This is a genomic window from Pseudomonas sp. PA1(2017), assembly GCF_001945375.1.
In the GTDB taxonomy this organism is placed as follows: domain Bacteria; phylum Pseudomonadota; class Gammaproteobacteria; order Pseudomonadales; family Pseudomonadaceae; genus Aquipseudomonas.
The window spans coordinates 124,805-150,335 of sequence record NZ_MSXU01000001.1 but is presented as its reverse complement, the minus strand read 5'-3'; the positions used below and the strand labels follow the sequence as shown (position 1 = coordinate 150,335).

Here is a 25,531-nt window from a genome sequence, read left to right as displayed (position 1 = left end):
CGAAAACGCCGGCTCTGAGCCGGCGTTTTCGTGTGTGACGTAAGGCTTACTTGCGCACGCCTTCCACGGAAATGATCAGCTCGACTTCCTGCGAAGCCGGGCCCAGATCCTTCTCGATATTGAAGTCCTTCAGCTTCAGCTTGGTGCTGCCCTCGAAGCCGGCGCGGTAGCCGCCCCATGGGTCGTCGCCCTGACCGATGAACTTGGCGGCGATCACCACCGGTTTGGTCACGCCGTTGAGGGTCAGGTCGCCGGTGATGTCGGCAGCGCCCTGGCCGGTCGACTTGACCGACGTGGACTTGAAGGTCGCGGTCGGGTTCTTGCTGACGTTGAGGAAATCGGCGCTACGGATGTGCTTGTCGCGCTCGGCATGGTTGGTGTCGACGCTTTCGGTCTTCAGGGTCACGTTGACCTTGCTGGCCTCGGGGTTCTTCTCGTCGAAGCTGAAGGAGCCGTCGAAATCCTTGAAGGTGCCGTACAGCCAGCTATAGCCCAGGTGGCTGATCTTGAAATTGACGAAGGCGTGCTGGCCTTGCTTGTCGATGGCGTAGTCGGCAGCCATTGCCTGGCCAGCGCCCAGCAGAGCGGTACCCAGCGCCAGTGCAGCGAAAGTCTTCTTCAACATGGGAACTCCTTGTGAGATGAAAATAGGCGGCGCTGCGGAGCAACGCCGAAACCGCAGGAAGATCAGCGCCCGAAGATGCGCAGCAAGGTGCGATCACGGTCGATGAAATGATGCTTCAACGCAGCCAGGCCATGCAGGACCGCAAAGATCACGATAGCCCAGGCCAGGTATTCATGAATCAAGCCGGCGACATCACCCTGATTGGGAATGCTGGTCACGCTCGCCGGCACCTCGAACCACCCGAATACGCTGATGCCCCGGCCATCGGCAGTGGAGATCAGGTAGCCGGAAGTCATCAGCACGAACAGCCCCAGGTACAGGAAGCCATGCCCCAGCTTGCTGGCCACTCGCGTCAGCCGACCATGCTCGGGCAACGCCGGCGGCGGCGGGCTGGCCAGGCGCCACGCCAGGCGCGCCAGCATGACCATGAACAGCAGAATGCCGATGCTCTTGTGGATGTTCGGCGCCGTCTGGTACCAGCTGCTGTAGTAGCTCAGCCCGACCATCCAGAAACCGAGGGCGAACAACCCGAATACCGCAACGGCCACCAGCCAATGCAGGGAAACGCTGATGAGACCGTAACGGAACGTAGAATTACGCCACTGCATGGCCTGCTTCCAAAAGTTGAGTTGGGCAGAGATTAGCAACAAACCTATCGAGTAATAGCAGAAATTGTTGCTATGAAATATCGATAAAGGCGATAGCTGGACGCAATCATCAAAGACCAACGAGCTTAGTCCCTGACATATACGGGCCGTTCCGTGCACCGTAACTGAACGGTCGCTTTCAGCGGATCAGCGGTGAGCAGTGTCGAAACCTCAGCCTGAGGTTTCAGTCGGTTTGGATCAATTATCGCATTGAAACGCTGCCTACAAATCGACCTGCGGGGAAACCGTCTGGCTACAAAAGCCGCTGAAGCTTCGCTTCCATCCTGACGCTATCCCATTGGTTACATTTATTTTTCTCCAAAACACCGAGCTGGAGAAAACAGGTTACGTACCGTTAATTAACCGTTATCCAACTTGTCCGCGGTGGTCGCCCGTCGCAGCATCGATATCGCCCGTTGCAACGAGCCGTCTGATCGGGCCTGCAAGGAGAGAAAAGATAGCGAGGCCACTCCATGGCCTCAAAAACAATAACAAGACAAGAAATGGCGAGGTACTAACTATGACGATGCAAAGCATCTGGGAATCCATTGTCGCCTTCTACGAGCCGACGCTCGAAATAGTGAGCTTGTGGGCCTTGGGACTTCCCCTTTTCGTTACCGTCATTGCGGTAATGTTCATTCTCTCGCAAAAGTGGCAGGGTCCCCTGACCATTCGCGCCCTGACCAACGCGGCATTCCCCAAAGAGCAATACGACCACGCTTCATCGCGCGTGGACATATGGAACGGCATTATTCTGTTATTGCTCGGATTTCCGCTCGTAGGGGTGATTGCCATCAACGGCATCGCTATCGCTGACAACGTAGGCGCTTATTTCAACACCGAGTTCGGCGCCCGAAATCCTTTGATCACCTCCACCTGGCTGCTCGTTGCCGTCCAGTTTCTGGTGTATTTCATGAGTGTCGACTTCGTGGGCTATTGGGTACATCGCTGGTGTCACACCAATGCCCATCTATGGCATCTGCACAAGCCTCACCATACCGCCGAGACACTCACGCCCTGGACGCTGTTCCGGCAGCACCCAATCGAGTTTTTCGGCCTGAATATCATCCCGGCCGTTGTCGGCGGCGCCTTCACCGGCGTGGTGCTGTACGCGACCGGCAGCCAGGTTCATCCAGGCATGGTGGCTGCCGTTACCACAACGGCCTATATCGCCTTCTTCGTTATCGATGTGTTCTCCCACGTTCATATGCCGATCTCCTACGGATGGTTGAACAGGATCATCCTGGCGCCGGTGATGCATAACCTTCATCACAGTATGGAGCCGCACCACTGGGACAAGAACAACGCAGTGATCCTGACGCTCTGGGATTGGATGTTCGGAACTCTTTACCTGCCGCAAAAAGGCGAGACCTGGCGTTGGGGCTGCAACGACGAAGAGTACGGGCCGAACAATCCACACAAGACCTTGAAAAGGTTCTATTTCGATCCTTTCGTCACACTCTGGCGGCACCTGAGAGAAGGCAAGAGCCCTAATCCGTAAGAGAACCGGTCGGCCCCATAACGCAGAAAGATGCTCCGTTTCGATACTGAAAACAGGCCAAGAGCGCCGCGCTACAGGTTCTGCGAGCCTGTTTTCAGCACAGTGAATGGAGCCAACAGCATGAATCCGCCGGGCCACCAGGGACGTCATCGAGCACCTCGACGGCTATCAACTCGAGGCGCGCCCAACTTCCCGCAGGATGAATTCCAATCGAGGAAAATCAACATGGCATTGAAAGACCAACTTCATTGGCGCTATGCAACAAAGAGCTACAACGGCGAAAAGGTAGAGCCACAAAAGATCGGTTCGATCCTTGAAGCCATACGCATGGCACCCAGTAGCTCTGGCCTGCAGCCTTTCAAAGTACTGGTCATTAGTAACGACGAGTTGAAGGCGCGGCTGTTACCTATCTGTGCCAATCAGCAACAAATTACCCAATCGTCCCACCTGTTGGTTTTTGCTGCCTGGGACGAATACACCCCGGAACGCGTCAACGACTTTTTCGAGTACAGCAACGGCATACGCAATCTGCCGGCAAGCGTTACCGACGACTACCGACTCTCGTTGCTCGATTCGTTCGGCGCCATGAGTGAAGAGCAGCAGTATTTTCACGCCTCAAAGCAGTGCTACATCGCGTTGGGATTTGCGCTGCTGGCGGCGGCTGACATTCATGTGGATGCCACGCCCATGGAAGGCTTCGACAACAAGGCGATCGATGCGCTTCTGAACCTTCCCGAACAAGGGTTGAGAAGCTCCGTTCTGTTGACCCTGGGTTATCGGGACATCGATAGCGACTGGTTGGTGAAACTCGAAAAGGTTCGACGCGCCAAGCAGCACTTGTTCGAAGAGATCGTGTAGGGATCACTCCCTCACAATGGTCCGTAATTGAGCCGCATGAATTGCAGGGCCCTGCATGAACCGGGTAGTCGGCAAGCGACTTTGCGAAAGTTCATGCAGGCCTTCCTGCCCGAGACGCCGCAAATGTTCGCTGGCTCAGAGGCGACAGCGGAGCCCTGAGCGCGGGCATGCGTTGCGGCAGGCAAGGTCGGCCAGTTACTGCGCAACTGCGTCATCGGCCCTGCCGGAGCCTGACAAGCTATCGACCTCGGAAGACCTTGCGCCTTTGGCACGCCACATCTGCTCGACATCGAGCGGGCGGGCGATCAGCAATTTCCCCGAGACATTCGATGGGCCAAATGTGCGCACCTCGTAAAGCGCCTCGAAGGCCTCACTATCACCCAGGCGGGCTTTCAAGCGACCGAGTTCGGCCTTGTCCGAGGCGATGTGTCCCGCCTCGATGAGTGCAGGATCCATGACTCCCGCCACCACCACGACATGGTTGCCTGCCGGTCCTGGAAAGCGCGCAAGGTAGGCATAATCACGGCGCATGATCCCTTGCGTGGAAGGCTCGTCCCAATCGGCTTGGAAGCGATCCCCGCTCGCCTTGTCCAGAAGCGTGTCGCCGCTCGCCGAAAAGTAAAAGCCGCAAATATCGAAGAATGGCTCCTGTAGATCTCCAAGGGTGTCGAGCAAACCGACATAAACGATGTCGTGATTACTCAGCATCTCGTTGGTGAAGCGTGATGTCGTCACGTCCTTGACCGCATTAGCGTCGCCAGGCCTCATCGCGGCCACGACGGGCGCCACGGAAACCAGGGCCGGCGCCAGCCCGCTCGGCAAGTGGTAGGCATTCATGTCCACATAGCCTTGACTCGCATCGGGCGCGCTCTGCTTGAACTGGCTGAGCGCTTCGCTGGAGGCGATGCTGGCGTCAGCGATCATGCGCTGCACCGAGCCATCAGCTCCTTGCTCGCCGAACACATAAAAATCACCCGAAACGATCAATACCGGTGCCGAGCTCTCTGCCAGACCACTCCAGAGAACGCTTTCGATACGAGGGTCACCGGCAGGCTTGCTCGCCAACCCGAACCAACAGACAGCATTGATGGTGAGCAAGAACGCTGCGCCGGCAACGTAACGCCAATCGACGCGGCGTTGCGGGTCGTGCTCACGGTATTGATCCTGCTCGTCGGGAGCGACGACGGCCAGCCGGTATTCGCCACGCGGCAGCATGAGCCGCTCACCGCGCTCATCGGCCGGGGCAGCTTCCAGCTTCTTGCGCAGCCGATGAATGTGTACCCGTACCGTCGCATCAACTGCAAGATCCGCGTCGGTGCTACGGCCAAACACGACCTGGGCAATCTCGATCTCTTTGGTGGTGCTCGCCGTCATTGACCGCTCGAGGAGAAACTCGAAAAGACGGATCATCCGTCGCGATTTGCCGAGCACTCCACTTAGCAAGATTCTCTGCCCGTGGGCAGCGAGCCGACTCTCCTCGCACACTTCCTGCAATTCAGCCATTTCGCGCCCCCTTTGCTGCTCTTGATGGCATTGAAGATACGGCGAATTGCCCGCCACTCGACGCGAACGTCGCTGGGAGCCGTGCCTGGCGTTGGCAAGCGCGTCACTTGCCTCGATTCAGATTCGACGGGTTCGCCGTTAGCATAGGCGGCAGGTCGTACATCTCCGTATCCCAAATCGGCACTTGGCCGCGCGACTTGGAAAACGACTTGACCGGTGCTGGAATCACCATCCGTCCAATCAGTTTGGCTGCGCGTTCATCCTCACGCGGCCAACACCGAAGGCACTCGCGGCGATCCTAAGGGAACTTCGGCAACAGCCCCACAATACGCCCAAGCCCTTGTCACTGCTTGCTTGCCGCTGTGCAAGATGCCGTACACGCACCACGATGAGGCTAAACCATCTGATAGGCTTGCCAGCTGACAATTGGGAGAGCGACTCGATGAGTAACCAACACTGGATGCAGCGTGACCTGGACGTCCTCTGGCACCCCTGTACACAGATGAAGGACCACGAGCGCCTGCCGCTGATTCCGATCCGCCGCGGCGAAGGCGTTTGGCTGGAAGACTTCGAAGGCAAGCGCTATCTGGATGCCGTCAGCTCCTGGTGGGTCAACGTGTTCGGCCACGCCAACCCGCGGATCGGCGAGCGCATCAAAGAGCAGGTCGATCAGCTCGAACACGTGATGCTGGCTGGCTTCAGCCATCAGCCGGTGGTGGAACTGTCCGAGCGCCTGGTGAAAATCACGCCGCCGGGGCTAAGCCGGGTGTTCTACGCCGACAACGGCTCCTCGGGCATCGAAGTGGCCTTGAAGATGAGTTTTCACTACTGGCTCAACAGCGGCCAGCCTGTCAAGAAACGCTTCGTGACCCTGACCAACAGCTACCACGGCGAAACCGTGGCGGCGATGTCGGTGGGCGACGTGGCGCTGTTCACCGACACCTACAAGGCGCTGTTGCTCGACACCCTCAAGGTGCCGAGCCCGGATTGCTACCTGCGCCCGGAGGGCGTGAGCTGGGAAGAGCACTCGCGGACCCTGTTCGCCGCCATGGAGCAGACCCTGGCCGAGCACCATCACGAAGTGGCGGCGGTGATCGTCGAGCCCTTGATCCAGGGCGCCGGCGGCATGCGCATGTACCACCCGATCTACCTGAAACTGCTGCGCGAGGCTTGCGACCGCTACGGCGTGCACCTGATCCATGACGAGATCGCCGTCGGTTTCGGCCGCACCGGCACGATGTTCGCCTGCGAGCAGGCCGGCATCACCCCGGACTTTCTGGTGCTGTCCAAGGCGCTCACCGGCGGCTATCTGCCGATGGCCGCGGTGCTGACCACCGATGAGGTCTACGCTGCGTTCTACGATGAATACGCCACCTTGCGCGCCTTCCTTCATTCGCACACCTACACCGGCAACCCGCTGGCCTGTGCCGCGGCCCTGGCGACCCTGGATATTTTCGAGGAGGACGGCGTGATCGAGGCCAACAAGCGACTCGCCGCGCGCATGGCCAGCGCGACCGCACACCTGGTCGATCACCCCCACGTGGCCGAAGTGCGCCAGACCGGCATGGCCCTGGCCATCGAGATGGTGCAGGACAAAGCCGGCAAGGTCGCCTATCCCTGGCAGGAACGCCGCGGCCTGCAGGTGTACCAGCACGCCCTGACCCGCGGCGCCTTGCTGCGGCCTTTGGGCAGTGTGGTGTATTTCCTGCCGCCCTACGTGATCAGCGAAGAGCAGATCGATTTCCTCGCCATCGTTGCCAGCGAGGGCATCGACCTGGCCACCCGCACTTCGGTCAGCGTACCGGTTGGCGACACCCGCTACCCGGGCTTTCGCGATCCGGGCTGATCACGCCGTCAGGTGGGCACACCCCAACCTGCCGTCATGCCTTGCTCAGAGTACGCTCAGCGGATACTCGACGATGAAGCGCACCTGGTCGGAATCCACATCCGAGGTTCCGGAGATACGGTGCGTGGCCTGACGCAGGCGGAACTTGAGGTCCTTGGCCGCGCCACTCTGCACCACGTACTGCACGTTCACATCACGCTCCCAGTGCTTCTCGTTGTCGGCGTAATAGGCGTAGGGGCTGGATGCGTCCATCTTGCTGCCATCGACGTTGTCGCCGCGGATGTACGAGACGTAGAACGATAGCCCCGGCACCCCGTAACTGGCCAGGTCCATGGCGTAAGTGGCGCGCCAGGAGCGCTCGCCCGGCCCATTGAAATCCACCAGTTGCGAGGAGTTGGCCAGGTAGATGGAGTCTTGCGCACCGCCGCCGCCGAGCGTCAGGTAGTCGAACGGCTGATCGCCATTCACCCTTTGGTGGGCAACGGTGAAGGTATGAGCCCCAACGGAATAGGCGGTCGCCAGCGACCAGGCGGTGACGTCGATGTCACCGGCAACCGACTTGCCCTCATCCAGCGTCCGATAGATGTTGAAATCGAAGTTCAGCGCCTGCTGCTCATCGATTGCCAGGTTGTAGATGGCGTTGCCGTAGTACTGACGCCACAGGTCTTCATAGCGCGAGGCGTAGGCACTGAAACTCAAGGCATCGCTGGCGACCCAATTGGCCCCGACATAATCGACACTGCCGCCTTCGGCCCCCGGCGCGTAGGTGCTGTAAAAGCCATCGCGGCTACCGGCCTGGTTGAAATCCTTTGACGAAGTGAAATGGCCTGCGTCGATGATCAAGTCATCGATCTCGGCGCTGGTCAGCTGGAAACCGGTCGCGGTGGCAGGCACCAGGCGGGCGTCGGCGACCGCGATCACCGGGTTGTAGGGCCGCAGCTGGCCATACTTGAGTTCCGAATTGGAAATGCGCATTTTCACGGCGCCACCGAGGGTGCCGAACTCGTCGTCGGCCTGGTTGGTGGACGAGTCCACCGGCAGCAAACCGGAGCCTGACCGCCCTCGCCCGCTGTCCAGCTTGATGCCCATGTAGGCATTGAGATCGACGCCAAAACCGACGACGCCCTGGGTATAGCCCGAGCTGTATTCGAGGTGAAAACCCTGGCCCCATTCGCGATTGTCCTGGGCTCCGCTCGCATGGCGATCCATATGCCAGTAAACGTTGCGGGTCAGCAGATTCAGCGTGCTGTCTTCGATAAACCCCTTGGACTCGGCCTGGTTCGCCTGAGCGGTGGAAATGGCCAGAAGACTGGCACTCAGTGCCATCAACGATAATCCGGTACGTTGCACGATCATTATTATTCCCTATGCGTGGAATGTAGCGGCGGATAGTCCGCCCTTGAAACAGGATGGGCTGCAGCGCCCACGCCGCAGCATGGCAACAGGTTTCCCCTGCCTGACGTGCGTTCGCGTGAGCCACCCACCCCTTGGTCAGCCCTGCCGTGTTGAAGCGCCCCGGGAATGCGGCCCGGGAGCAAGGCCGCTCTTTTTTACCCTATGGCCAATGGACGCATCGTCGCAACCCTCGAGGCAGCGAGCGGCGTTGCCGTTCACCAATTGCGAGCGACTCACGCCAATCACTGCGCGGCCTGCAGCAACGCTGCGGTCATCGACGGCCTGCAGAAAAACCACCATCCGGTTATGCTTGCCCACCCTCAGCCCATATCCGCCACCGACCATGCGCCTTTCCCGCTTCTTCATCGACGCCCCCCTTTCCCTCGGCCAACACGAGCTGCCCGAAGCCCAGGCCCACTACATCGGCCGGGTGCTGCGGCATGCAGCGGGCGACGCGGTGCAGCTGTTCGATGGCAGCGGTCAGGAGTTTCTCGGCGAGCTGGTCGAGGTGGGCAAGAAGACGGTGCGCGTCGAGCTGCGCGAGCAGTTCGCCGGGCAGGCGGAGTCGCCCCTGCACATCCACCTGGGCCAGGGCCTGTCCCGCGGCGAGCGCATGGACTGGGCGATCCAGAAGGCCACCGAGCTGGGCGCCCAGGTGATCAGCCCGATCATCAGCACGCGCTGTGAAGTACGCCTGAAGGATGAGCGCACCGACAAGCGCATGGCCCACTGGCGCCAGGTGGCGATCAGCGCCTGCGAGCAATGCGGGCGTTCGGTGATTCCGCTGATTCATCCACCCATCGTTCTCAACGACTGGCTGCAGCAAACCCAGGCGGATCTCAAGCTGGTGCTGCACCCTGTTGCCGAACCGCTGAGCAGCCATGCCAAACCCGCGTCACTGGCCTTTCTGATCGGCCCCGAGGGCGGCCTGACCGATGCCGAAGTCGAGCAGGCAAAAGGCACCGGCTTCCACGCAGCGCGCCTGGGGCCGCGCGTACTGCGCACCGAAACCGCGCCGGTGGCGGGCTTGGCGCTAGCTCAGTACTTGTGGGGCGATTTCTAAGAGCCTGTTCAAAGTCCACTCTGTCGGCGTGGAGACAGCGCATCGCGCAAAGCCGCAAGAAACCTGAGGCCAATTGGCTATCATCAGCAGACGGCCCGTGCGCACCGGGCATGATGAGAGCCCACCATGAATGACCGCTATTCAGGCACCCAGATCACGCTGCACTGGCTCAGCGCTCTGCTGGTCATCTGCACCCTGTCGCTGCCTTATGCCCAGGATCTGGTTGCCGATCTGCTCGGCGGCACTGGCGGGGTGTTCACCCTGCACAAATCCCTGGGTCTGACCATTCTACTGCTGACCGTTCTGCGCCTGCTGGTGCGTGCTCGGCAAGGCACACCACGGTTGTTGGCCGACCACGCACGCTGGCAGCGCACCGCAGCGAAGCTGGGCCATGGCGTCCTTTATGCGCTGTTGCTGGCGATGCCCCTGAGCGGCCTGCTGTTCGGCAAGCGGCCAGTGGAAATGTTCTGGTTGGTGACCATCGATCCGTTGCCGGTTTCCGATGCAACCCGCGCCCTGGCCCGCCAGTTTCATCTGACGGCCAAGTACCTGCTGTTCGCGTTGATTCTGGGCCACGCCTGTGTGGCGCTCTGGCACCACTACGGGCTACGCGACGGCGTGCTGCGAGCGATGCTGCCGCGCCGCTGATCGCCGGAGCGTTGAATACGCGCCCCGGCGGACGCCTCAGAGGTCGTCGAGGATATCGGCCATATCGTCGGCGTGCTCTTCTTCCTGGGCGAGGATGTCTTCGAAGATGCGCCGCGTGGTGGGATCGTCATTGCCGAGGAAGGCAATGATCTCGCGATAGCTGTCGATGGCGATGCGCTCAGCCACTAGGTTCTCGGTCACCATATCCTTGAGCGAACTGCCGGCAACGTACTCGGCGTGAGAGCGGGCGGTCAGCGTGGCCGGATTGAAGTCCGGCTCACCACCGAGCTGGGTGATGCGCTCGGCCAGTTTGTCGGAATGCTCCAGCTCCTGCTGCGCATGCTCGAGAAATTCAGCAGCGGCGACGCTGGCCTTGAGGCCGGTGGCCATGTGGTAGTGGCGCTTGTAGCGCAGGTAGCAGACCAGCTCGGTGGCCAGCGACTCGTTGAGCAGGCGCAGGACCGTTTCGCGATCGGCCGAATAACCCTCGGTGATCGCGCCGGACTCAAGGTGCTGACGCGCGCGCTGGCGCAGGATACTGATATCGGTGAGAGGGGTGGCGCTCATGACTTTTCTCCATCGGCTTACGGTTGAGTGCGCCTGCTCTGGCGGCCGGCGGCACTCGGTTGTGAGTCGTTGCGAGAGAGAAAAGTTTGACCTGTTTCAAAATGCTACAGCAGTGCTCAGATCAGCTCGGCGTCAGCGAGCAGTTGCTCGAGCCCTTCCAGGTCGGGAATGCGCAATACGGCGGCGTCCACCTTCACGGCTGCCAGCTCCAGCGCCGCGAGGGCCACGTCCGCCCGAGGCAGATCCTCGGTCACCCGCAGGGAACGGGGAATTCCCTGAACCAGCAGAGCGATGAACTTGACGTTGGCGCGGCCGCCCAGGGCATTGAGAATCGCGATGCGGGCACCGTCGCCCGCCACAGCAGTGCCACCGCTGGCGGCCTCGAAGCTGAGCAACGGCAGGCTCAGGTCGCGCCAGGCTACCTGGCCGAGAAACCAGTCCGGCATGCCGGCCAGGGCCGGTGGCGCGCGGTAGGGAATCAGCTCGGCCACCGCCACGTTGGGCAGCAGCAGCGTGCGATCGGCCAGCGGCACGACCAGACCGGTCAGGCTGCTGACGCTGTTCTGGGTAGCAACGGCTTGGCTCATGAAAACATCCTGTCAGACAGCGAAGGTGGTTGGAGAAGAGTGCCGATTACCGGCGCACTGCTCGGCAAGGTGCTCGACGAGCGCTGCTGCCAGCTCCCGCGGATCGGCGGTGAAGCTGCTGTAGCCGCCTTCGCGCAGGCTGTCGGGCATGCTCGAGCAGGCGCAGCTCTCGGCGCGCTGCGTCCAGATCAGTCCGCCCTGGCGCTTCACGTAGGCGGCTGCGGCGCTGCCATCGCTGCCCATGCCGCTGAAGGCGATCACGCCGCTGTCGGCGGCGTAGCGCTGGGCCAGGTTGAGCATCATCTGGTCGATCGATGGGCTGTAGGGCTCCGGCCAGGGCCGGTTGGCGACGCGCATGATGCCGTCATCGGCAAAGGTCAGCTCGTTGCTGATCGGCACCACCACCACTTCGCCGCAGCGCAAGGCATCGCCGTCACGAACGGTGCCGACGCGCCACTGACTGTGGCGGCCGACGGCCTGGGGCAAGGTGGTCTCGAAGCTGGGATCGATATGCTGGGCATACAGGAATGCCACCGGCAGGCCGCCAGGCAGTGCATCGAGAAACGCCTTGACCGCCGCCGGCCCACCCAGCGATGCCGCCAGCAGCCAGACTTGGCGAGCAGGCTCCCCCGCCTGCAGCGGCGTGTTGGCCAGCGCCGCCGGCAGTTCGATACGGCCCGGCCGCTGGGCCTCGGCCAGTACGCCGTCCAGGCCGCCGCCTACGGTGGCCAGGGCGGGATCGCCGACCAGTTTCTTCAGCTTGCCGACCAGCCGGCGCTCCCAACGCGGGTAGTTTTCCGAGCTGCGCTGCGGCGCATGCCCCTCGCCGAACAGCACCGGCACCTCGGCATCGGCCATCAGGGTATCGATCAGCGGCAGGTCATCGGACTGCACCAGGTCGACCAGCCACAGATCCGCTTCACAGGCCTGCAACGCCGCGTCATCGAGGCGCCCCGGATCGCTGTTGAGCACAACCTGATAACCGTTGCTGCTCAGGGCCTGCTGCAGCACGTGGCGCTGCAGCGAGGTGTCGGCGATCACGGCGATGCGTGCTGCGCTGGATTGGCTCATGAGCGCTTGGTCCACTTCTCGATGGAGCCGAGCAACAGCGACTCCTGGTAGGGCTTGCCGAGGTACTCGTTGACGCCGATGCTCATCGCCCGCTCCCGGTGTTTCTCACCGGTACGCGAGGTGATCATGATGATCGGCAGGTCCTTGAGGCCTTCGTCGTGGCGAATCAGGTTGGCGACCTCGAAGCCGTCCATGCGCGGCATTTCGATGTCCAGCAGCATGATGTCGGGGCGATGCTCCTGCAGCTGGGCGATGGCGTCGACACCGTCCTTGGCGGTCAGCACGTTCATGCCGTTGCGCTCCAGCAGGCGGCTGGTGACCTTGCGCACGGTGACCGAGTCGTCCACCACCATGACCAGGGTCGGGCGTTCGACCTCGACTTCAGGCACGCTGCCAGCGTCGGCCGACAGACGCGGCCGAACCTGATACTGCAGGTGCGCGTGCAACTCGCGGATGGTCGCGAGCAGGTCGAGAATCACCACCACGCGACCGTCACCGAGGATGGTCGCGCCGGAAATACCCGGCACCGTGGCGAATTGCGGGCCGAGGCTCTTCACCACAATCTCCCGCGAACCGGCCAGCGAATCCACCTGCACGGCCACGGCGTGTTCGCTGGAGCGCACCAGGATCACCGGCAGCGGAAGGCTCTGGCCGACCAGCTTGGGATGCTGGCCGTTGTTGAGCAGGTCGCCCAGGTAACGCAGCTCGTAGGCTTGGCCGGCGTATTCGAAACGCGGCGCATCGGGGCCGTAGTAGCTTTCCAGCTCGTACGGCGAAACGCGCACGATACCTTCGATGGTGTTGAGCGGAATGGCGTACAGGTCTTCGCCGGACAGCACCATCAACGCACGGTTGACCGATACGGTGAACGGCAGACGGATGCGGAAGGTGGTGCCTTCACCGATTACCGAGTCGATGCTCATCGAGCCACCGAGCTGCTTGACCTCGGCGTTGACCACGTCCATACCGACGCCACGCCCGGAAATCTGCGTGACCTTCTCGGCGGTGGAGAAGCCGGCCTCGAGAATGAACTGCAGGATCTCGTGCTCACTGAGGTCGGAGCCAGCGTCCATCAGCCCGCGCTCGATGGCCTTGCGGCGCACCGCATCGAGGTTGATGCCGGCACCGTCGTCGCTGAGCGTCAGCACGATGTCTCCGCCTTCACGGCCCAACTCCAGGCGAATGCTGCCCTGTTCCGGCTTGCCCGCGTTGGCGCGCACCGCAGCGCCTTCGATACCGTGGTCGACGGCATTGCGCAGCATGTGCTCCAGGGGCGCAACGATGCGCTCGAGTACCGTGCGGTCCATCTCGCCATCGGCGTTGCCGACGGTGAACTCGACCTGCTTGCCGAGCTCGCTGGCCACCTGGCGCACGATACGGCGCAGACGCGGTACCAGGCGGTCGAACGGCACCATGCGCGTGCGCATCAGGCCTTCCTGAAGCTCGGTGTTGACCCGCGCCTGTTGCAGCAACAGGGTTTCCGCATCGCGGTTACGCGAAGCCAGGGTTTCCTTGAGGTCCAGCAAGTCGGAGGCCGACTCGAACAGGGCTCGCGACAGCTGCTGCAACTGGGAATGGCGGTCCATTTCCAGCGGGTCGAACTCTTCGTACCCGGCGCGCTCGGCCTCGGCCTGGTAGCGGCTGAGGATCTGCGCCTGGGTTTCGGTGTCCAGGCGGCGCAGCTGATCGCGAACGCGGTCGATGGTGGCTTCCATCTCGCTCAGGGTGAAGCCGAAGTCGCTGACCTGCTGCTCTACACGGCCCCGGAAGATCGACGTCTCACCGGCCAGGTTGACCAGGCCTTCGAGCAGATCGGCGGGCACCTTGACCAGTTCCTGCGGGGCACGCCGTGCGGCGGCCTCCTCGGCAGCCACTTCGGCGCGCTGCACGAACGGCAGTACGCGGTTCTGCGCGGCGACCACCGGCCGCTCGCTGGCGGCGACGATGGAAGTCGCCGCACGCGCCACCGGCTGCTCCGGCTCGGCTGCCGGGCGCTCGTCCTGTGGTTGCTGCTGCAAACGCAGGCGCAGTTCATCGAGGCTCTTCTGTAGTCCCTCGAAGCCGGACTGCACGTCCAGGAACAGGCTGTCGGGCCAGGGCGCACCTTGCGTCTGGGCTTCGGTCAGGTGCTGCTCCAGATCATGACTCTGGTCGCCCAGCTGCTTCTGCCCAGCCAGGCGAGCACCGCCCTTGAGGGTATGCAGGATACGCAGCAGGTCGTCGATACAGCTGGCATCGTCACGGCGCTCTTCCCAGCGGCCGATGCCGGCTTCCATGGCTTCGAGCAGGTCGTCGGCTTCTTCGAGGAAGATATCGAGAATTTCGTCGCTGTCGGCATCGAAGGCTTCCTGCGGCGCGGCGCTCAATGGCACGGCGCGCGGCATGCTGAGCTGCTCGTCCGGGTTGGCGCGCAGGCGGCGGATGGTCTCGACCAGCTCGTCGCCATTGGGCACCTGGCGCTGTGAGCGCACGGCGTCGAGCATCTCGGCGAGGCGGTCGTGGCAGGCGTGCAGCAGCTCGAACAACATCGGGCTGGGGCGCAGGCGACCGTTGCCGAGGTCCTCATAGAGGAACTCCAGCTCGTGGGCCAGATCGCCAATCTCACGGATCTCAGCCATCCGCGCACCACCCTTGAGGGTGTGCAGATCACGCTGCAGGGATTCCAGATCGAGGCTGTTGTCGACGTCATCCATCCAGTGCGTCAGGGCCGCACCGGCGCTGTCGATGATGTCGAAGCCTTCCTCGAGAAAGATCTCGACCAGTTCGGGATCGCGGTCGCTGTGCACCACGGCCTGCGCCGGCTCGTCGCGCAGCATGGGCGGCTCGACGGGCGCTACAGCTGGCTCGTTGGCCGCGGCTTCCGGCTCGGGCTCGGGCCAGGCATCCAGGTGTTCGACCGGCTCAGGGGCGACCGGCGCCTCGGGCTCGATGTGTTGCTCGTCCTGGCCACCGCGCTGGCGGAATTGGCGAATGGCCTCGACCAGTTCATCGGCAGGTTGCGCCGGCTGGCGCGCCTGCAGGTTGGTGAGCATGCCGCCGAGCAGCGCATGGCCCTGCTGCAGGCTGTCGGTAGCGAAGGGGGAAACACCGTAGCGGCGATCCACCAGCCCCTCGTAGAGGGCTTCCAGCTCGTGGGCCAGCTCGCTGATCGGCGTCACGCCGGCCATGTTGGCGCCACCTTTGAGGGTGTGCATGTCGCGTTGCAACGACGACAGCAGCGTGCGGTTATCCGGCTCGGCCAGCCAGCGCTGCAGATTGCCGGCGGCGCTGTCGAGGATGTCCACCGCCTCTTCGAGGAAGATCGACTCCAGCTCGTTGTCGTCAGACTCGGCAGCATCGAGCGGCTCTTCGACCTCATCCGCCGCTTGCAGCGCGCGGGTCGCCTCTTCCAGCTCGACCACCTGCAAGCCCGGCACGTCGCCAGACAGCAGGGCCAGCTTGGCAGGATCGAGCGCTTCGTCGAACAGCGCGCGCAAGGCGGCCACCCGCTCGGGGCAGGCGCTGACCTCGAGGCCGGCGGCGACCTGATCCATCATGCTGACCAGCGCTTCGTGGGCCTGCTCGGCCTCATCGAAGAACCGTTCGCTGACCGCCAGGCTGCCGTCTTCCACGGCGCCGTAGACGTCCAGCAGCGCTTCGCACAGCTCGTCGATCTGCGGCAGCTCGGCCATTTCCGCGCCGCGGCCGAGGGTGGTCAGCTCTTCCAGCAGGGTGTTCAGTTCCTGGCGTTCGGACGGCTGCGTGCGCCAGCGGCGCAGCAGGTCTTCGGCATCGAGCAGGATGTCCATGCCCTCGGCCAGGAAGATGCTGATCAGCTGCGGATCGCGACTCTCGCCGTGCTCATCCTGGCGCAGGCTCTGGGCATGTTCGAGGCGTTGCTGGTGCAGCTGCTGCACACGTTCAAGGAAGGCTTCGGTGCCCGGAATCGGTCGCAGCGGATCGCTTTCCAGCTGAGCCAGGCCCTGACGGAACAAGGCCTGGGCCTCGACCAGCACCTCGGCTTCAGTCAGGTCCAGCGGCACCAGATTGACCTTGAATTCCTTGACCATCTTTTCCAACGGCGCGGCCACTTCGGCCATCGGCAGAATGCCGGCCATGTAGGCGCTGCCCTTGAGCGTATGCAGGGCACGCTGCAGGTCATCGGTCACCGGCTGCGGCATTTCACGGGCGCAGTCGTCGAGAAAGGCGGCCAGAGTGTCGAGGTGGGTTTCCGCCTCGTTGCGGAAGATTTCCAGCAACTGCGGATCGAGCCCCGCGGGCTCTTCACTCGCAGGTTCCTGATTGACCGGTGCGGCAGCCTCGATCTCGCCCGCGGGCTCGGCTACCGCGGCAGCCGGGGCGTCATGCTTTGGGAGGCTCAGCCCCTTGGCCAGTGCATGGGCATCGGCCGCCAGGCGGTCGACGTCATCACGCTGGCGCTGGGCCTGGGCGGCGAATTCTTCGACCAGCTCGGGCGTCAGCGCCACGACCTGATTGATCACCTGCTTGACCTCGTCGCCAGGCTGAATGCTGCGGTCGAGCACGCGGTTGAGCAGGTTTTCGATCGACCAAGCCAGCTCACCGATGACCAGCGCGCGCACCATGCGGCCACTGCCCTTGAGAGTATGGAAGGCGCGGCGGATTTCGGTCAGCGCCTCGCGGTCGTCGGTATCGGCGCACCAGCGCGGCAGGAACTCGGCGATGGTTTCCAGCACCTCGCCGGCTTCCTCGATAAAGACCTCGCGCAGCTCCTCATCGATGGGTTCTTCATCGGCAGGCGGCGGCAACAGGCTGGGCGGCACGTCCGCCGCAGGCGGGTTGATCGCCTGCACCGGCGCAGCCATCACGTCAGCCATGGACAGCGGTTTTTCAGCTACCGATCCTTCGACGGCGGGCGCCTCGGGCAGGCCGGGCAGCTCGACTTCCGGCAGTTGCAGGTCGTCGAGGTCGACTTCGTTCCACTGCGGCTCGTCGCTCGCATCCAGATCCAGGGATTCCAGTTCCAGCGGCTGCTCTTCGAAACCCTGGTTCGGCAGATCCAGAGCCGGCAACTCGGCGACGGTCGGCTCGGCATCGACAGGTTCGAGATCGCTTTGCAGCTCGTCGAGCGACCATAGCTCGTCCTCGGCTCGGCCATGCGGCTCGGGCGCGGCGGCAGGCTGATCATCGAGGTCAAAGGACCACTCGTCATCGGCGACGGAAGCGGGTTGTTCGGTAACCGGCAGAATCACCGGCTCGCCCAGCTCCAGTGGCTCGGCGGACAGCAGGAAGGCATCATCCTGTGGCTCGGAGCCGGCGCGCTCGTCCAGCAGCTCGCTGTCGTCCAGCGACCAGGCATCATCGGCGACCGCCGCCTTGGCATCGGCGTACGGGTCGTCGCCCAGTTCGCCGAGGTCGACCGCGTAGGGATCAGCCGCTTCATTGGCTTGCTCGGGCGTCAGCGCCTGAGGTTGCTCATCGGCCAACGACCCGTTGTCGAGTGTCTGCGCCCCATGGGCCTCGACCAGGGTCTCGGAAGCCTGTTCACCGGGCTCGATCACTTCGCTGGGCAGCTCGGGCAGGTCGTCGGGCTGCGTGGTGTGAGTGTGCGGCTGGTCGTCCGGCGCCCACTGCAGGTCGGCGACTTCGTTGCCGTTGCCTGAGGTAGCCGGTTCAGGTTCTGCGTAAGCAGGTTGGTCCAACACGGGCAGCTCGTCAGTGGCTGGCTCCAGGGGCGCATCCGGCTGAACGGCGTCGGCAGCCGGCGCCGCCAATACGTCGATATCGTGCAGCGGATCATCTAGCGGGGCCGGCTCGTCTTCGGCGGGTGCGTCGAGGATCGACGGTTTTTCCTGCAGCGGGTAACCCAGCGCCCCGAGGCTTTCCTCGGCGACGTCGAGAATCAGGTCGCCCTGGGTGGCGTGATCTTCGGACAGACGCTCCAGGTAGTACTCGACGCTGGTGATGGCATCGGCCAGGGTGTCGAGGTTCTGCCAGTTCGGCACCGCCTTGCGGGCCAGCAGCTGTTCCTGGATATAGCGATTGCAGGCATTGAGCAACGCCGCGGCGCGCTCCAGCGGAATCATCGCCAGACCGCCACGCACCTGGGTCAGCAGCTCCGGCACGCGGGCCAGATGCTCGTGATTCCACTGCGAGGCGATGAACTCGATGATCGCGTCCTTGGCCTGCTCCAGGCCATTGCGCGCTTCCTTGATCACCAGTTGGTGGATCTGCCCGACGTCGGTGGTGGGCAGGTGGCTTTCTTCGCGTTTGTTGCCGTCGTTCTGGCCGACCATGCCGGTCAGGGTCGCTTCGACGTAGAGCAGTGCGCCGGCCACGTCCATCAGCACGGCGTCGCTCGGCGACTGGGCGCCTTCGGTCAGCGCGCGTACCACGTCGAGCTGGTCGACGATCACCTTGCGCGGCTGGGCGAAGCCGAGCACGGCCAGGGTGTCGGCGATCTGCTTGAGCGGTACCAGCAGGGCCTGCAGCTCGCCGACCTGGGCACGGTCGCTGCGCACGAACAGGTCGAGGCTGTCCTTGACGCGCACCAGTTCCTCACAGAGTGCGCCCACCACCGAGCGCATGGCATCGCGGTCGGGACCGGCCAGACGGGCCCGCTCTTCATCGACCACGCCATCGTCGGGTAGCGCCTCATCGAGGTTGTAGCGCTCGCGCAGCACCTGATTGCGCGGCGACTGCGGCGAGGCCTTGGCGACGTAGAACAGCAGGTTCTTGGTGAGTTCGTCCGGGGCGCTCTGGTTGATGCCGTCGGCGCCCTGCTCGGTCAGGCGCTTGAGCTCCTTGTCGACCTGGCGCAGCAGCGTGCGCACCGAGGTGCCGTTGGCGATGCTGCCGTTGGACAGGCCTTCGACGACGCCGGAAGCGATCTGCCACAGCGACTCGAGGGGCGAGTGCTTGCAGAGGATTTCCAGACGTGCGAACACCCGCGCCATGTAGCCGAGGTTGGTGTCCATGTCCTGCTGGCGAATGACGCCGACCAGTGCTACTTGCAGCATCTGCCGCAGTTTGCGCAGCAGGGCCGGCAGTTCGGCGGTGCGCAGCTGGGTCAGCGACTCGGGCGACAGCGCCGCGGCACGGGCGGACAGGTCAGGCGAGAACAGGCTGGTTTCCGACAGCAGCTTCTCGCCCCGCGCGGCGCGCAGGTCGTTGAGCAGCGGCAGCACCACCATGGGCAGGTCACGGCGTGCGGTCTGGATGCGGTCCAGGTACACCGGCAGCTGCAGGATGGCCTGCATCAGCACTTCCAGCGCTTCGCCCTGGTTGGCCACGCGACCGTCGATGAGCGCCTGGGACAGGTGCTCCATTTCCTCGGCGAGCAAGGCCGCGCCGAAGAACTCGACCATCTGCAGAGTGCCGTGAACCTGATGCACGTAGGTCTGGCAGAAACGCATGCGCGTTGAATCCTGCGGATTCTCGACGAACGCCTCCAGTGCCTGTCGCGCCTGCTTCAGGGTTTCCGCGATTTCGCCCTTGACCCACTCCAGGGCGACATAGTCGTGCCGATCACCCATACACACTCCGTCTCTTAGCCCTTGCGGGTATACGCCAGCACTCGCTCGTCGGCCACCGGAAGCATGTCCGGGTGCTGCCAGCCGACCACCTCGCCCACCCCGATCACCAGCAAGCCACCCGGCGCCAGGCACTCGGCCAGGCGGTTGAGGATCTCGCGGCGTCGCCAGCGGCGAAAATAGATCAGCAAGTTCTGACAAAAAATAACGTCCATGCCGGTCATTGGCGCCTTGTCCAATTCCAGCACGTTGAGCCTGGCGCAACACACCCGTGCGGCCAGTTCCGGCAAAACCTTGAAGCGTCCGTCGCCCTGCGCCGCGAAATAGCGCGCGCGCAGCGCTTCATCCATCGTCTGCAGCCTGCGTCCGTCGTACAGGCCGTCCCGGGCCTTGGCCAGGGCGCTGCGGCTGATGTCGGTGCCGGTGACACCGAAGCGCCCCTGCGCGCCCAGCACCTCGCTGGCACCAATGGCCAGCGAATAGGGCTCCTCACCGCTGGAGCAACCCACGCTCCAGATCGCCAGGGGCTTCTCCAGGCCCTGCTCGCCGCGCTGGGCAACGTAGGCCTGATACACCTCGAACGACGCCGGATGCCGGTAGAAGCGGGTTTCCTGAACGGTCAGCCGATCCAGCAGGTTCGCCCATTCCACGGCACCGCGCGGGCCATCGGTGACCTGCCGGTAATAGCTGGCGTAGTCGGTGATGCCCAGCTCGCGCATGCGCGTGCTCAGGTTGGTCTGCAGGAACACCCGGCGCTGTTCGTTGACCACCATGCCCAGGCGCGATTCCAGCAACTGTTGCCAGTCGCGGAATTCCGTGGCGGACATGTCCGCCAGCGGTTGCAAGGCCCAGACGCCTGACTGCATGTTGAGGCCCTCGCTCGAGCACGCGGCTGCCGCCTGGAGCATCGATCAATGCGCCAGACGGCAGGCGATCACGCCTGCTCGCCGTCGTTCGGCAGGTTGAAACCGGACACCGAGTTGCGCATTTCACTGGCCATCTTGGCCAGGTTACCAATGCTCTTGGCGGTGGCGGTGGTACCGGACGAGGTCTGCGAGGTGATCTCCTGAATCACGTTCATGGTGTTGGAGATGTGGCCGGCAGACGATGCCTGCTGACGTGCCGCGTTGGAAATGTTCTGGATGAGTGCGGCGAGGGTCTTGGATACCTTCTCGATCTCTTCCAGGGCCACACCGGCGTCCTGCGCCAGGCGTGCACCGCGTACCACCTCGGAGGTGGTCTGTTCCATGGAGATAACGGCTTCGTTTGTGTCGGTCTGAATGGTCTTTACCAGCGCCTCGATCTGCTTGGTCGCCCCGGAGGAACGTTCGGCGAGGCGTTGTACCTCGTCCGCTACCACGGCGAAGCCTCGGCCTGCGTCACCGGCCATGGAGGCCTGGATCGCGGCGTTCAGTGCGAGGATGTTGGTCTGGTCGGCGATGTCGTTGATGAGGCTTACGATGTCACCGATCTCCTGGGACGACTCACCGAGGCGCTTGATTCGCTTCGAGGTGTCCTGGATCTGCTCACGGATGTTGTCCATGCCGGTGATGGTGTTGTGTACGACTTCGTTGCCCTTGTTGGCGATGGCTACGGACCGTTCCGCTACCGCGGAGGATTCCGAGGCGTTCGCCGATACCTGGTCGATCGACACGGCCATTTCGTTGATCGCCGCCGAAGCCCCGGCGATTTCCTGGGCCTGATGCTCGGATGCCTCGGCCAGGTGCATGGCGGTAGCCTGGGTTTCCTGGGCGGCGCCCGCCACCTGCACGGCGGTCATGTTGATCGTCGCGACGAGTTCACGCAGCTGGTCGATCGAGTAGTTGATGGAGTCGGCGATCGCACCGGTGAAGTCTTCGGTTACCGTCGCGGCCACCGTCAGGTCACCGTCGGCGAGGTCGGCGATCTCATCGAGCAGACGCAGAATCGCGGTCTGGTTACGTTCGTTCTTCTCGGCGGTTTCGGCCAGTCGACGGTTGGTCTCCTGCACCATCACCAGGCCGATGATCAGAATCGAACCCAGCGCCAGGGCGCCCAGCACGTAACCAGCGATGGTGTTCAACGAGCGGCCCGAGGCCAGCCCTTCGAAGCCCTCGGACAGGGTCGAGGCCTTGTCGAGCAGGGTCTGCGAAACGGTGAAGATGGTGTTGGCCGACTCACGAACCTGGAACAGCTCCGGCGAGGTTTCGAGAATCTCGTCCACGGAACCGGATACGAATTCGAACAGCTCGGAAATCTCGCCGAGGCGCTCCAGGGCTTCCTGGTCGCTGACCTTGGTGATTTCCATGGCCGCGTTGCCTTCCTGCATCGCGCTGAGCACGCGACCGAACAGGCTGGCGTCGCGACCGAACATGTCGGCTGCCTGCACCGAGTCCTGGTCACCGGCCAGTACCTTGTTCACCGAACCGAGAATACGTTCGGCGAGCAGCGACTGACGCTGGGCGACCGATACCTGGGCCGCCGGCGCACCGCTCTCGAGCAGGATGTCGACCACTTCCTCGTACTCGACCTGCAGTTGCGGAATGGTTTCGGCCAGGGTGGCAGCAACCTGGTGCAACGACAGAACGGTCTGTTCGCTGGCCAGAATGGCGTCGGCGTTCTGGCGCAGGGCATCCCAGTCCTGCTGCACGGCAGCCATCTGCGCCTGCACCGATGCCGGTGCGGCAGGCAGGCCGGTCTGTGCGTTACCGTCGGTCAGGTAGGCCCAACGGGTCTGGAAATCGTTGCGGGCATCGCGCAGCAGGGCGAAGGCTTCAGCCTTACCCGCAGCGGATTCGGTGGCATCCTTGGCGATACGCTGGGACAGCACGCGCAGTTCACCGGCGTTGCTGAGGTACTCGGTGTCGTAGTTACTCTGCGTATTCATGTACGCGAAGTTGGCGAACAGCATCACGATCGAAACGATCAGGACGACGAACAGCCCCGCCACGAGTGCGCCGACCCGTGTCCCCGCCAGCACATTGTTGGAGATTACTTTTTTCATTATCTGGCCCCCGCCTGGACCCTACCGCACTTCGAATTCCATCTAACGTCAGAAGGCTGGCTGCGCCGCCCCCACCGAAAAGCTATCTGTATGCCACGTCGACAAACTCTGGAGCCTGGGCCAGCGCATGAGGGCTGAACACCAACCAGGGCTGTTCACGCTGGAACACACCGTGAATGAATGGCGCGATGGAAGCCTCGAGCGCCGGCAACTGCTCGGAAAAGGTATCCACCGCAAAATGCTGCATGCCGAACACCTCGTCGACCGTCAGGCCAGCGAAGATGTCGTGATGATCGACCACCAGCACCCGCCGCTGCTTGCGCAGGGGCGACAGCTCGCCGCCGAAGAAGCCGCACAGGTCCATCACCGGCAGCAATCGTCCACGCACGTTGGCCACACCCTTGACCCAGCTTTTCACGCCGGGCAGCAAGGTATGCCGTGGCTCGTGCAGCACTTCACCGACCTCACCCATCGGTGCGACGAAAAACCGCTCGCCCATGCGAAAGCCAATGCCACTCCAGGTCTGCACCGCCACCTGCTGCGACGGCAAGCCCGCTGCCAACGCGCGGCAGCGCTGCTCGATGCCGAGAAGGATCTGAAAGGGGGTGCGTGTCTCTGACATGCCTGTCGTGACCTTCTTCTTTTGTCGTGTCGCGCTGCGCGGCCTCAGCCAGCGAGCACCGCGTTCAGTGTTTTCAGCAGCGTAGCTTCGTCGACCGGCTTGGTCAGATAGTCCTTGGCGCCCTGGCGCTTGCCCCAGACCTTGTCGGTTTCCTGATCCTTGGTGGTGACGATGATCACCGGGATGTGGCTGGTTTCGGCATCCTTGGTCAGCTGCCGGGTAGCCTGGAAGCCATTGAGCCCGGGCATGACGATGTCCATCAGCACCACATCGGGTTTTTCCTGGCGTGCCAGGGCGACGCCGTCGGCGCCGTTTTCGGCCTTGAGTACCTGATGGCCGTGCTTTTCCAACATGGCGGTCAGCTTGTACATTTCGGTCGGCGAGTCATCAACAATCAGAATTCGAGCCATGATGTTTCCCAATACATGAAGAGAGGCGGTTGTAGCGACAGCCGGACGTCAGGACGCCTGTTCGACCGGAGAGAACTCCGGCACGTGGGTCTTGATCGCGCCGAGCAGCTCTTCCTTGCTGAATGGCTTGGTCAGGTATTGATCAGAACCGACGATGCGCCCCTTGGCCTTGTCGAACAGGCCGTCCTTGGACGACAGCATGATAACGGGCGTGGACTTGAAGGCACTGTTGTTCTTGATCAACGCGCAGGTCTGATAACCGTCGAGGCGCGGCATCATGATGTCGACGAAGATGATGTTCGGATGGGTGTCGGCGATCTTCGCCAGGGCATCGAAACCATCCACAGCGGTGATCACGTCACAGCCCACCTTTTTCAGCAGGGTTTCCGCTGTACGACGAATCGTCTTCGAGTCGTCGATCACCATCACCCTCAAGCCTTCCGAATGCTGTTCCATGTCTGCCCTGCCACCACTTCGGTGAGTCGTTGTATTACGCCATATCCAGTGCGCCGGAGGCCCTGAAACCAATGGGCCCGGCCCATCGCTGGGCCTTTTTAGCACACTCTCCACATGCAAGCCATCGGCCTGGTCGCCCTTGACCACCAGCCCCGTCAGCGCCACCCTTGGCGCCCATCCCTGCTACCTTCGCGGCTGCTTCGCACCGCCCTCTACGGAGATACCTCAATGAGCGTTCGGCTCGGCATCGTCATGGATCCCATCGCACAGATCGCCTACAAGAAGGACAGCTCGCTGGCCATGCTTCTGGCTGCCCAGGCGCGCGGCTGGAGCCTCTTCTATATGGAACAGAAGGATCTCTACCAGGCCGCTGGTATCGCCCGCGGCCGCACTCGCCCGCTCAAGGTATTCGCCGACCCCCAGCACTGGTTCGAATTCGGCGACGAGCAGGACATGCCCCTGGCCGAGCTCGACGTGATCCTGATGCGCAAGGACCCGCCCTTCGATAACGAATTCGTCTATTCCACCTACCTGCTCGAACAGGCCGAGGAAGCCGGCACGCTGGTGGTCAACCGACCACAGAGCCTGCGCGACTGCAATGAGAAGTTCTTCGCCACACGCTTTGCGCAGTTCACGCCGGAGACCATCGTCAGCCGCAGACCCGACATTCTGCGTGATTTCGCACGACAGCACCGTGACATCATTCTCAAACCCCTCGATGGAATGGGCGGATCGATGATCTTTCGTCACCGCGAGGGCGATCCGAACCTGTCGGTGATTCTCGAAGCCTTAACCGCCCATGGCAGCCAGCAGATCATGGCGCAGCGTTACCTGCCCGCCATCGTCGACGGCGACAAGCGTATTCTGATGATAGACGGTGAACCGGTTCCTTACTGCCTGGCGCGCATTCCGGCCAGCGGCGAGACCCGCGGCAACCTGGCGGCCGGCGGCCGTGGCGAAGCCCGCCCGCTCACCGAGCGCGACCGCGAAATCGCTGCCGCCGTCGGCCCGAGCCTGCGCGAGCGCGGCCTGCTGTTCGTCGGCCTGGACGTGATCGGCGACCGCCTCACCGAGATCAACGTCACCAGCCCGACCTGCATTCGCGAGATCGATGCGGCCTTCGATACGCGCATCGGCGAACAGCTGATGGACAAGATTGCCGAAAAGCTCAATGCGCGGAGTGCTTCATAGACTTTTGCACATCGCCTCGGCAGACTGCGCGGCAACCCAGGGTCTGCTGACGTTTCAGCACGACCGCG

19 protein-coding genes are annotated in these 25,531 nt (G+C 62.9%); 6 read left to right on the top strand and 13 right to left on the bottom strand.

Going from position 1 to position 25,531, the window contains the following annotated elements:
- Nucleotides 1-46: 46 nt before the first annotated feature.
- Together BVH01_RS00680 and BVH01_RS00675 are read right to left on the bottom strand one after the other, a co-directional pair.
- Nucleotides 47-625, bottom strand: coding sequence for a YceI family protein (locus BVH01_RS00680; protein WP_075928493.1), 579 nt, complete (start codon nucleotides 623-625; stop codon nucleotides 47-49).
- 62 nt (nucleotides 626-687) lie between these two features.
- Nucleotides 688-1,233, bottom strand: a complete 546-nt coding sequence (locus BVH01_RS00675; protein WP_075928492.1) for a cytochrome b — start codon at nucleotides 1,231-1,233, stop codon at nucleotides 688-690.
- Between the two features lie 559 nt (nucleotides 1,234-1,792).
- Here BVH01_RS00675 and BVH01_RS00670 point away from each other — a divergent pair.
- Both BVH01_RS00670 and BVH01_RS00665 read left to right on the top strand, forming a co-directional pair.
- Nucleotides 1,793-2,773 (top strand): sterol desaturase family protein, encoded by a 981-nt coding sequence (locus BVH01_RS00670; protein ID WP_075928491.1) that lies wholly within the window; start codon nucleotides 1,793-1,795, stop codon nucleotides 2,771-2,773.
- Between the two features lie 225 nt (nucleotides 2,774-2,998).
- Entirely contained in the window at nucleotides 2,999-3,631 is a 633-nt protein-coding gene (locus BVH01_RS00665; RefSeq protein ID WP_075928490.1) for a nitroreductase family protein, read from the top strand.
- A gap of 195 nt (nucleotides 3,632-3,826) precedes the next feature.
- Here the strand turns inward: BVH01_RS00665 and BVH01_RS00660 are convergent, their stop codons facing one another.
- Entirely contained in the window at nucleotides 3,827-5,134 is a 1,308-nt protein-coding gene (locus BVH01_RS00660) for a helix-turn-helix domain-containing protein (protein ID WP_075928489.1), read from the bottom strand.
- 442 nt (nucleotides 5,135-5,576) lie between these two features.
- Here BVH01_RS00660 and BVH01_RS00655 point away from each other — a divergent pair, with 442 nt between their 5' ends.
- Complete coding sequence (locus BVH01_RS00655; RefSeq protein WP_075928488.1) at nucleotides 5,577-6,980, top strand: adenosylmethionine--8-amino-7-oxononanoate transaminase; 1,404 nt, start codon at nucleotides 5,577-5,579, stop codon at nucleotides 6,978-6,980.
- A gap of 45 nt (nucleotides 6,981-7,025) precedes the next feature.
- On the opposite strand, the gene BVH01_RS00650 is transcribed toward BVH01_RS00655, so the two are convergent.
- On the bottom strand, nucleotides 7,026-8,336 hold the full coding sequence (locus BVH01_RS00650) for an OprD family porin (protein WP_075928487.1): 1,311 nt from the start codon (nucleotides 8,334-8,336) through the stop codon (nucleotides 7,026-7,028).
- Nucleotides 8,337-8,718: 382 nt separating this feature from the next.
- Between BVH01_RS00650 and BVH01_RS00645 the strand changes: the two genes are divergently transcribed.
- Together BVH01_RS00645 and BVH01_RS00640 are read left to right on the top strand one after the other, a co-directional pair.
- A complete protein-coding gene (locus BVH01_RS00645) occupies nucleotides 8,719-9,438 on the top strand; it encodes a 16S rRNA (uracil(1498)-N(3))-methyltransferase (protein ID WP_075928486.1) in 720 nt (239 codons plus the stop codon).
- Nucleotides 9,439-9,564: 126 nt separating this feature from the next.
- Nucleotides 9,565-10,086 (top strand): cytochrome b, encoded by a 522-nt coding sequence (locus BVH01_RS00640; RefSeq protein ID WP_075928485.1) that lies wholly within the window; start codon nucleotides 9,565-9,567, stop codon nucleotides 10,084-10,086.
- 36 nt (nucleotides 10,087-10,122) lie between these two features.
- Here BVH01_RS00640 and BVH01_RS00635 read toward each other — a convergent pair whose 3' ends face one another.
- The 9 genes from BVH01_RS00635 to pilG form a co-directional block, all read right to left on the bottom strand.
- Nucleotides 10,123-10,653 carry a bacterioferritin gene (locus BVH01_RS00635; RefSeq protein WP_075928484.1) on the bottom strand — a complete coding sequence of 177 codons (531 nt, stop codon included), beginning with the start codon at nucleotides 10,651-10,653 and terminating at the stop codon, nucleotides 10,123-10,125.
- A 116-nt stretch (nucleotides 10,654-10,769) separates the two neighbouring features.
- Nucleotides 10,770-11,240 (bottom strand): chemotaxis protein CheW, encoded by a 471-nt coding sequence (locus BVH01_RS00630; RefSeq protein WP_075928483.1) that lies wholly within the window; start codon nucleotides 11,238-11,240, stop codon nucleotides 10,770-10,772.
- A gap of 12 nt (nucleotides 11,241-11,252) precedes the next feature.
- On the bottom strand, nucleotides 11,253-12,311 hold the full coding sequence (locus BVH01_RS00625) for a chemotaxis protein CheB (RefSeq protein WP_075929101.1): 1,059 nt from the start codon (nucleotides 12,309-12,311) through the stop codon (nucleotides 11,253-11,255).
- Nucleotides 12,308-19,804, bottom strand: a complete 7,497-nt coding sequence (locus BVH01_RS00620; protein ID WP_075928482.1) for an Hpt domain-containing protein — start codon at nucleotides 19,802-19,804, stop codon at nucleotides 12,308-12,310. Before BVH01_RS00620 ends, BVH01_RS00625 begins: the two co-directional genes overlap by 4 nt.
- Before the next feature lie 14 nt (nucleotides 19,805-19,818).
- Nucleotides 19,819-20,667, bottom strand: a complete 849-nt coding sequence (locus tag BVH01_RS00615; protein WP_075929100.1) for a protein-glutamate O-methyltransferase — start codon at nucleotides 20,665-20,667, stop codon at nucleotides 19,819-19,821.
- Nucleotides 20,668-20,735: 68 nt separating this feature from the next.
- Nucleotides 20,736-22,784: a methyl-accepting chemotaxis protein gene (locus BVH01_RS00610; protein WP_075928481.1), complete on the bottom strand. Its 2,049-nt coding sequence runs from the start codon at nucleotides 22,782-22,784 to the stop codon at nucleotides 20,736-20,738.
- A gap of 82 nt (nucleotides 22,785-22,866) precedes the next feature.
- Nucleotides 22,867-23,406, bottom strand: coding sequence for a chemotaxis protein CheW (locus tag BVH01_RS00605; protein WP_013789449.1), 540 nt, complete (start codon nucleotides 23,404-23,406; stop codon nucleotides 22,867-22,869).
- Between the two features lie 44 nt (nucleotides 23,407-23,450).
- Nucleotides 23,451-23,816, bottom strand: a complete 366-nt coding sequence (pilH, locus tag BVH01_RS00600; protein WP_013789448.1) for a twitching motility response regulator PilH — start codon at nucleotides 23,814-23,816, stop codon at nucleotides 23,451-23,453.
- Nucleotides 23,817-23,864: 48 nt separating this feature from the next.
- Nucleotides 23,865-24,272, bottom strand: coding sequence for a twitching motility response regulator PilG (pilG, locus tag BVH01_RS00595; protein ID WP_070885873.1), 408 nt, complete (start codon nucleotides 24,270-24,272; stop codon nucleotides 23,865-23,867).
- A 228-nt stretch (nucleotides 24,273-24,500) separates the two neighbouring features.
- Here pilG and gshB point away from each other — a divergent pair, with 228 nt between their 5' ends.
- Nucleotides 24,501-25,463 carry a glutathione synthase gene (gshB, locus tag BVH01_RS00590; protein WP_075928480.1) on the top strand — a complete coding sequence of 321 codons (963 nt, stop codon included), beginning with the start codon at nucleotides 24,501-24,503 and terminating at the stop codon, nucleotides 25,461-25,463.
- Nucleotides 25,464-25,531: the final 68 nt, after the last annotated feature.

What these genes read in the sequence shown, in the direction of transcription:
- BVH01_RS00680 (WP_075928493.1), bottom strand. Translation starts at nt 625, where the DNA reads ATGTTGAAGAAGACTTTCGCTGCACTGGCGCTGGGTACCGCTCTGCTG.
- BVH01_RS00675 (WP_075928492.1), bottom strand. Translation starts at nt 1,233, where the DNA reads ATGCAGTGGCGTAATTCTACGTTCCGTTACGGTCTCATCAGCGTTTCC.
- BVH01_RS00670 (WP_075928491.1), top strand. Translation starts at nt 1,793, where the DNA reads ATGACGATGCAAAGCATCTGGGAATCCATTGTCGCCTTCTACGAGCCG.
- BVH01_RS00665 (WP_075928490.1), top strand. Translation starts at nt 2,999, where the DNA reads ATGGCATTGAAAGACCAACTTCATTGGCGCTATGCAACAAAGAGCTAC.
- BVH01_RS00660 (WP_075928489.1), bottom strand. Translation starts at nt 5,134, where the DNA reads ATGGCTGAATTGCAGGAAGTGTGCGAGGAGAGTCGGCTCGCTGCCCAC.
- BVH01_RS00655 (WP_075928488.1), top strand. Translation starts at nt 5,577, where the DNA reads ATGAGTAACCAACACTGGATGCAGCGTGACCTGGACGTCCTCTGGCAC.
- BVH01_RS00650 (WP_075928487.1), bottom strand. Translation starts at nt 8,336, where the DNA reads ATGATCGTGCAACGTACCGGATTATCGTTGATGGCACTGAGTGCCAGT.
- BVH01_RS00645 (WP_075928486.1), top strand. Translation starts at nt 8,719, where the DNA reads ATGCGCCTTTCCCGCTTCTTCATCGACGCCCCCCTTTCCCTCGGCCAA.
- BVH01_RS00640 (WP_075928485.1), top strand. Translation starts at nt 9,565, where the DNA reads ATGAATGACCGCTATTCAGGCACCCAGATCACGCTGCACTGGCTCAGC.
- BVH01_RS00635 (WP_075928484.1), bottom strand. Translation starts at nt 10,653, where the DNA reads ATGAGCGCCACCCCTCTCACCGATATCAGTATCCTGCGCCAGCGCGCG.
- BVH01_RS00630 (WP_075928483.1), bottom strand. Translation starts at nt 11,240, where the DNA reads ATGAGCCAAGCCGTTGCTACCCAGAACAGCGTCAGCAGCCTGACCGGT.
- BVH01_RS00625 (WP_075929101.1), bottom strand. Translation starts at nt 12,311, where the DNA reads ATGAGCCAATCCAGCGCAGCACGCATCGCCGTGATCGCCGACACCTCG.
- BVH01_RS00620 (WP_075928482.1), bottom strand. Translation starts at nt 19,804, where the DNA reads ATGGGTGATCGGCACGACTATGTCGCCCTGGAGTGGGTCAAGGGCGAA.
- BVH01_RS00615 (WP_075929100.1), bottom strand. Translation starts at nt 20,667, where the DNA reads ATGCAGTCAGGCGTCTGGGCCTTGCAACCGCTGGCGGACATGTCCGCC.
- BVH01_RS00610 (WP_075928481.1), bottom strand. Translation starts at nt 22,784, where the DNA reads ATGAAAAAAGTAATCTCCAACAATGTGCTGGCGGGGACACGGGTCGGC.
- BVH01_RS00605 (WP_013789449.1), bottom strand. Translation starts at nt 23,406, where the DNA reads ATGTCAGAGACACGCACCCCCTTTCAGATCCTTCTCGGCATCGAGCAG.
- pilH (WP_013789448.1), bottom strand. Translation starts at nt 23,816, where the DNA reads ATGGCTCGAATTCTGATTGTTGATGACTCGCCGACCGAAATGTACAAG.
- pilG (WP_070885873.1), bottom strand. Translation starts at nt 24,272, where the DNA reads ATGGAACAGCATTCGGAAGGCTTGAGGGTGATGGTGATCGACGACTCG.
- gshB (WP_075928480.1), top strand. Translation starts at nt 24,501, where the DNA reads ATGAGCGTTCGGCTCGGCATCGTCATGGATCCCATCGCACAGATCGCC.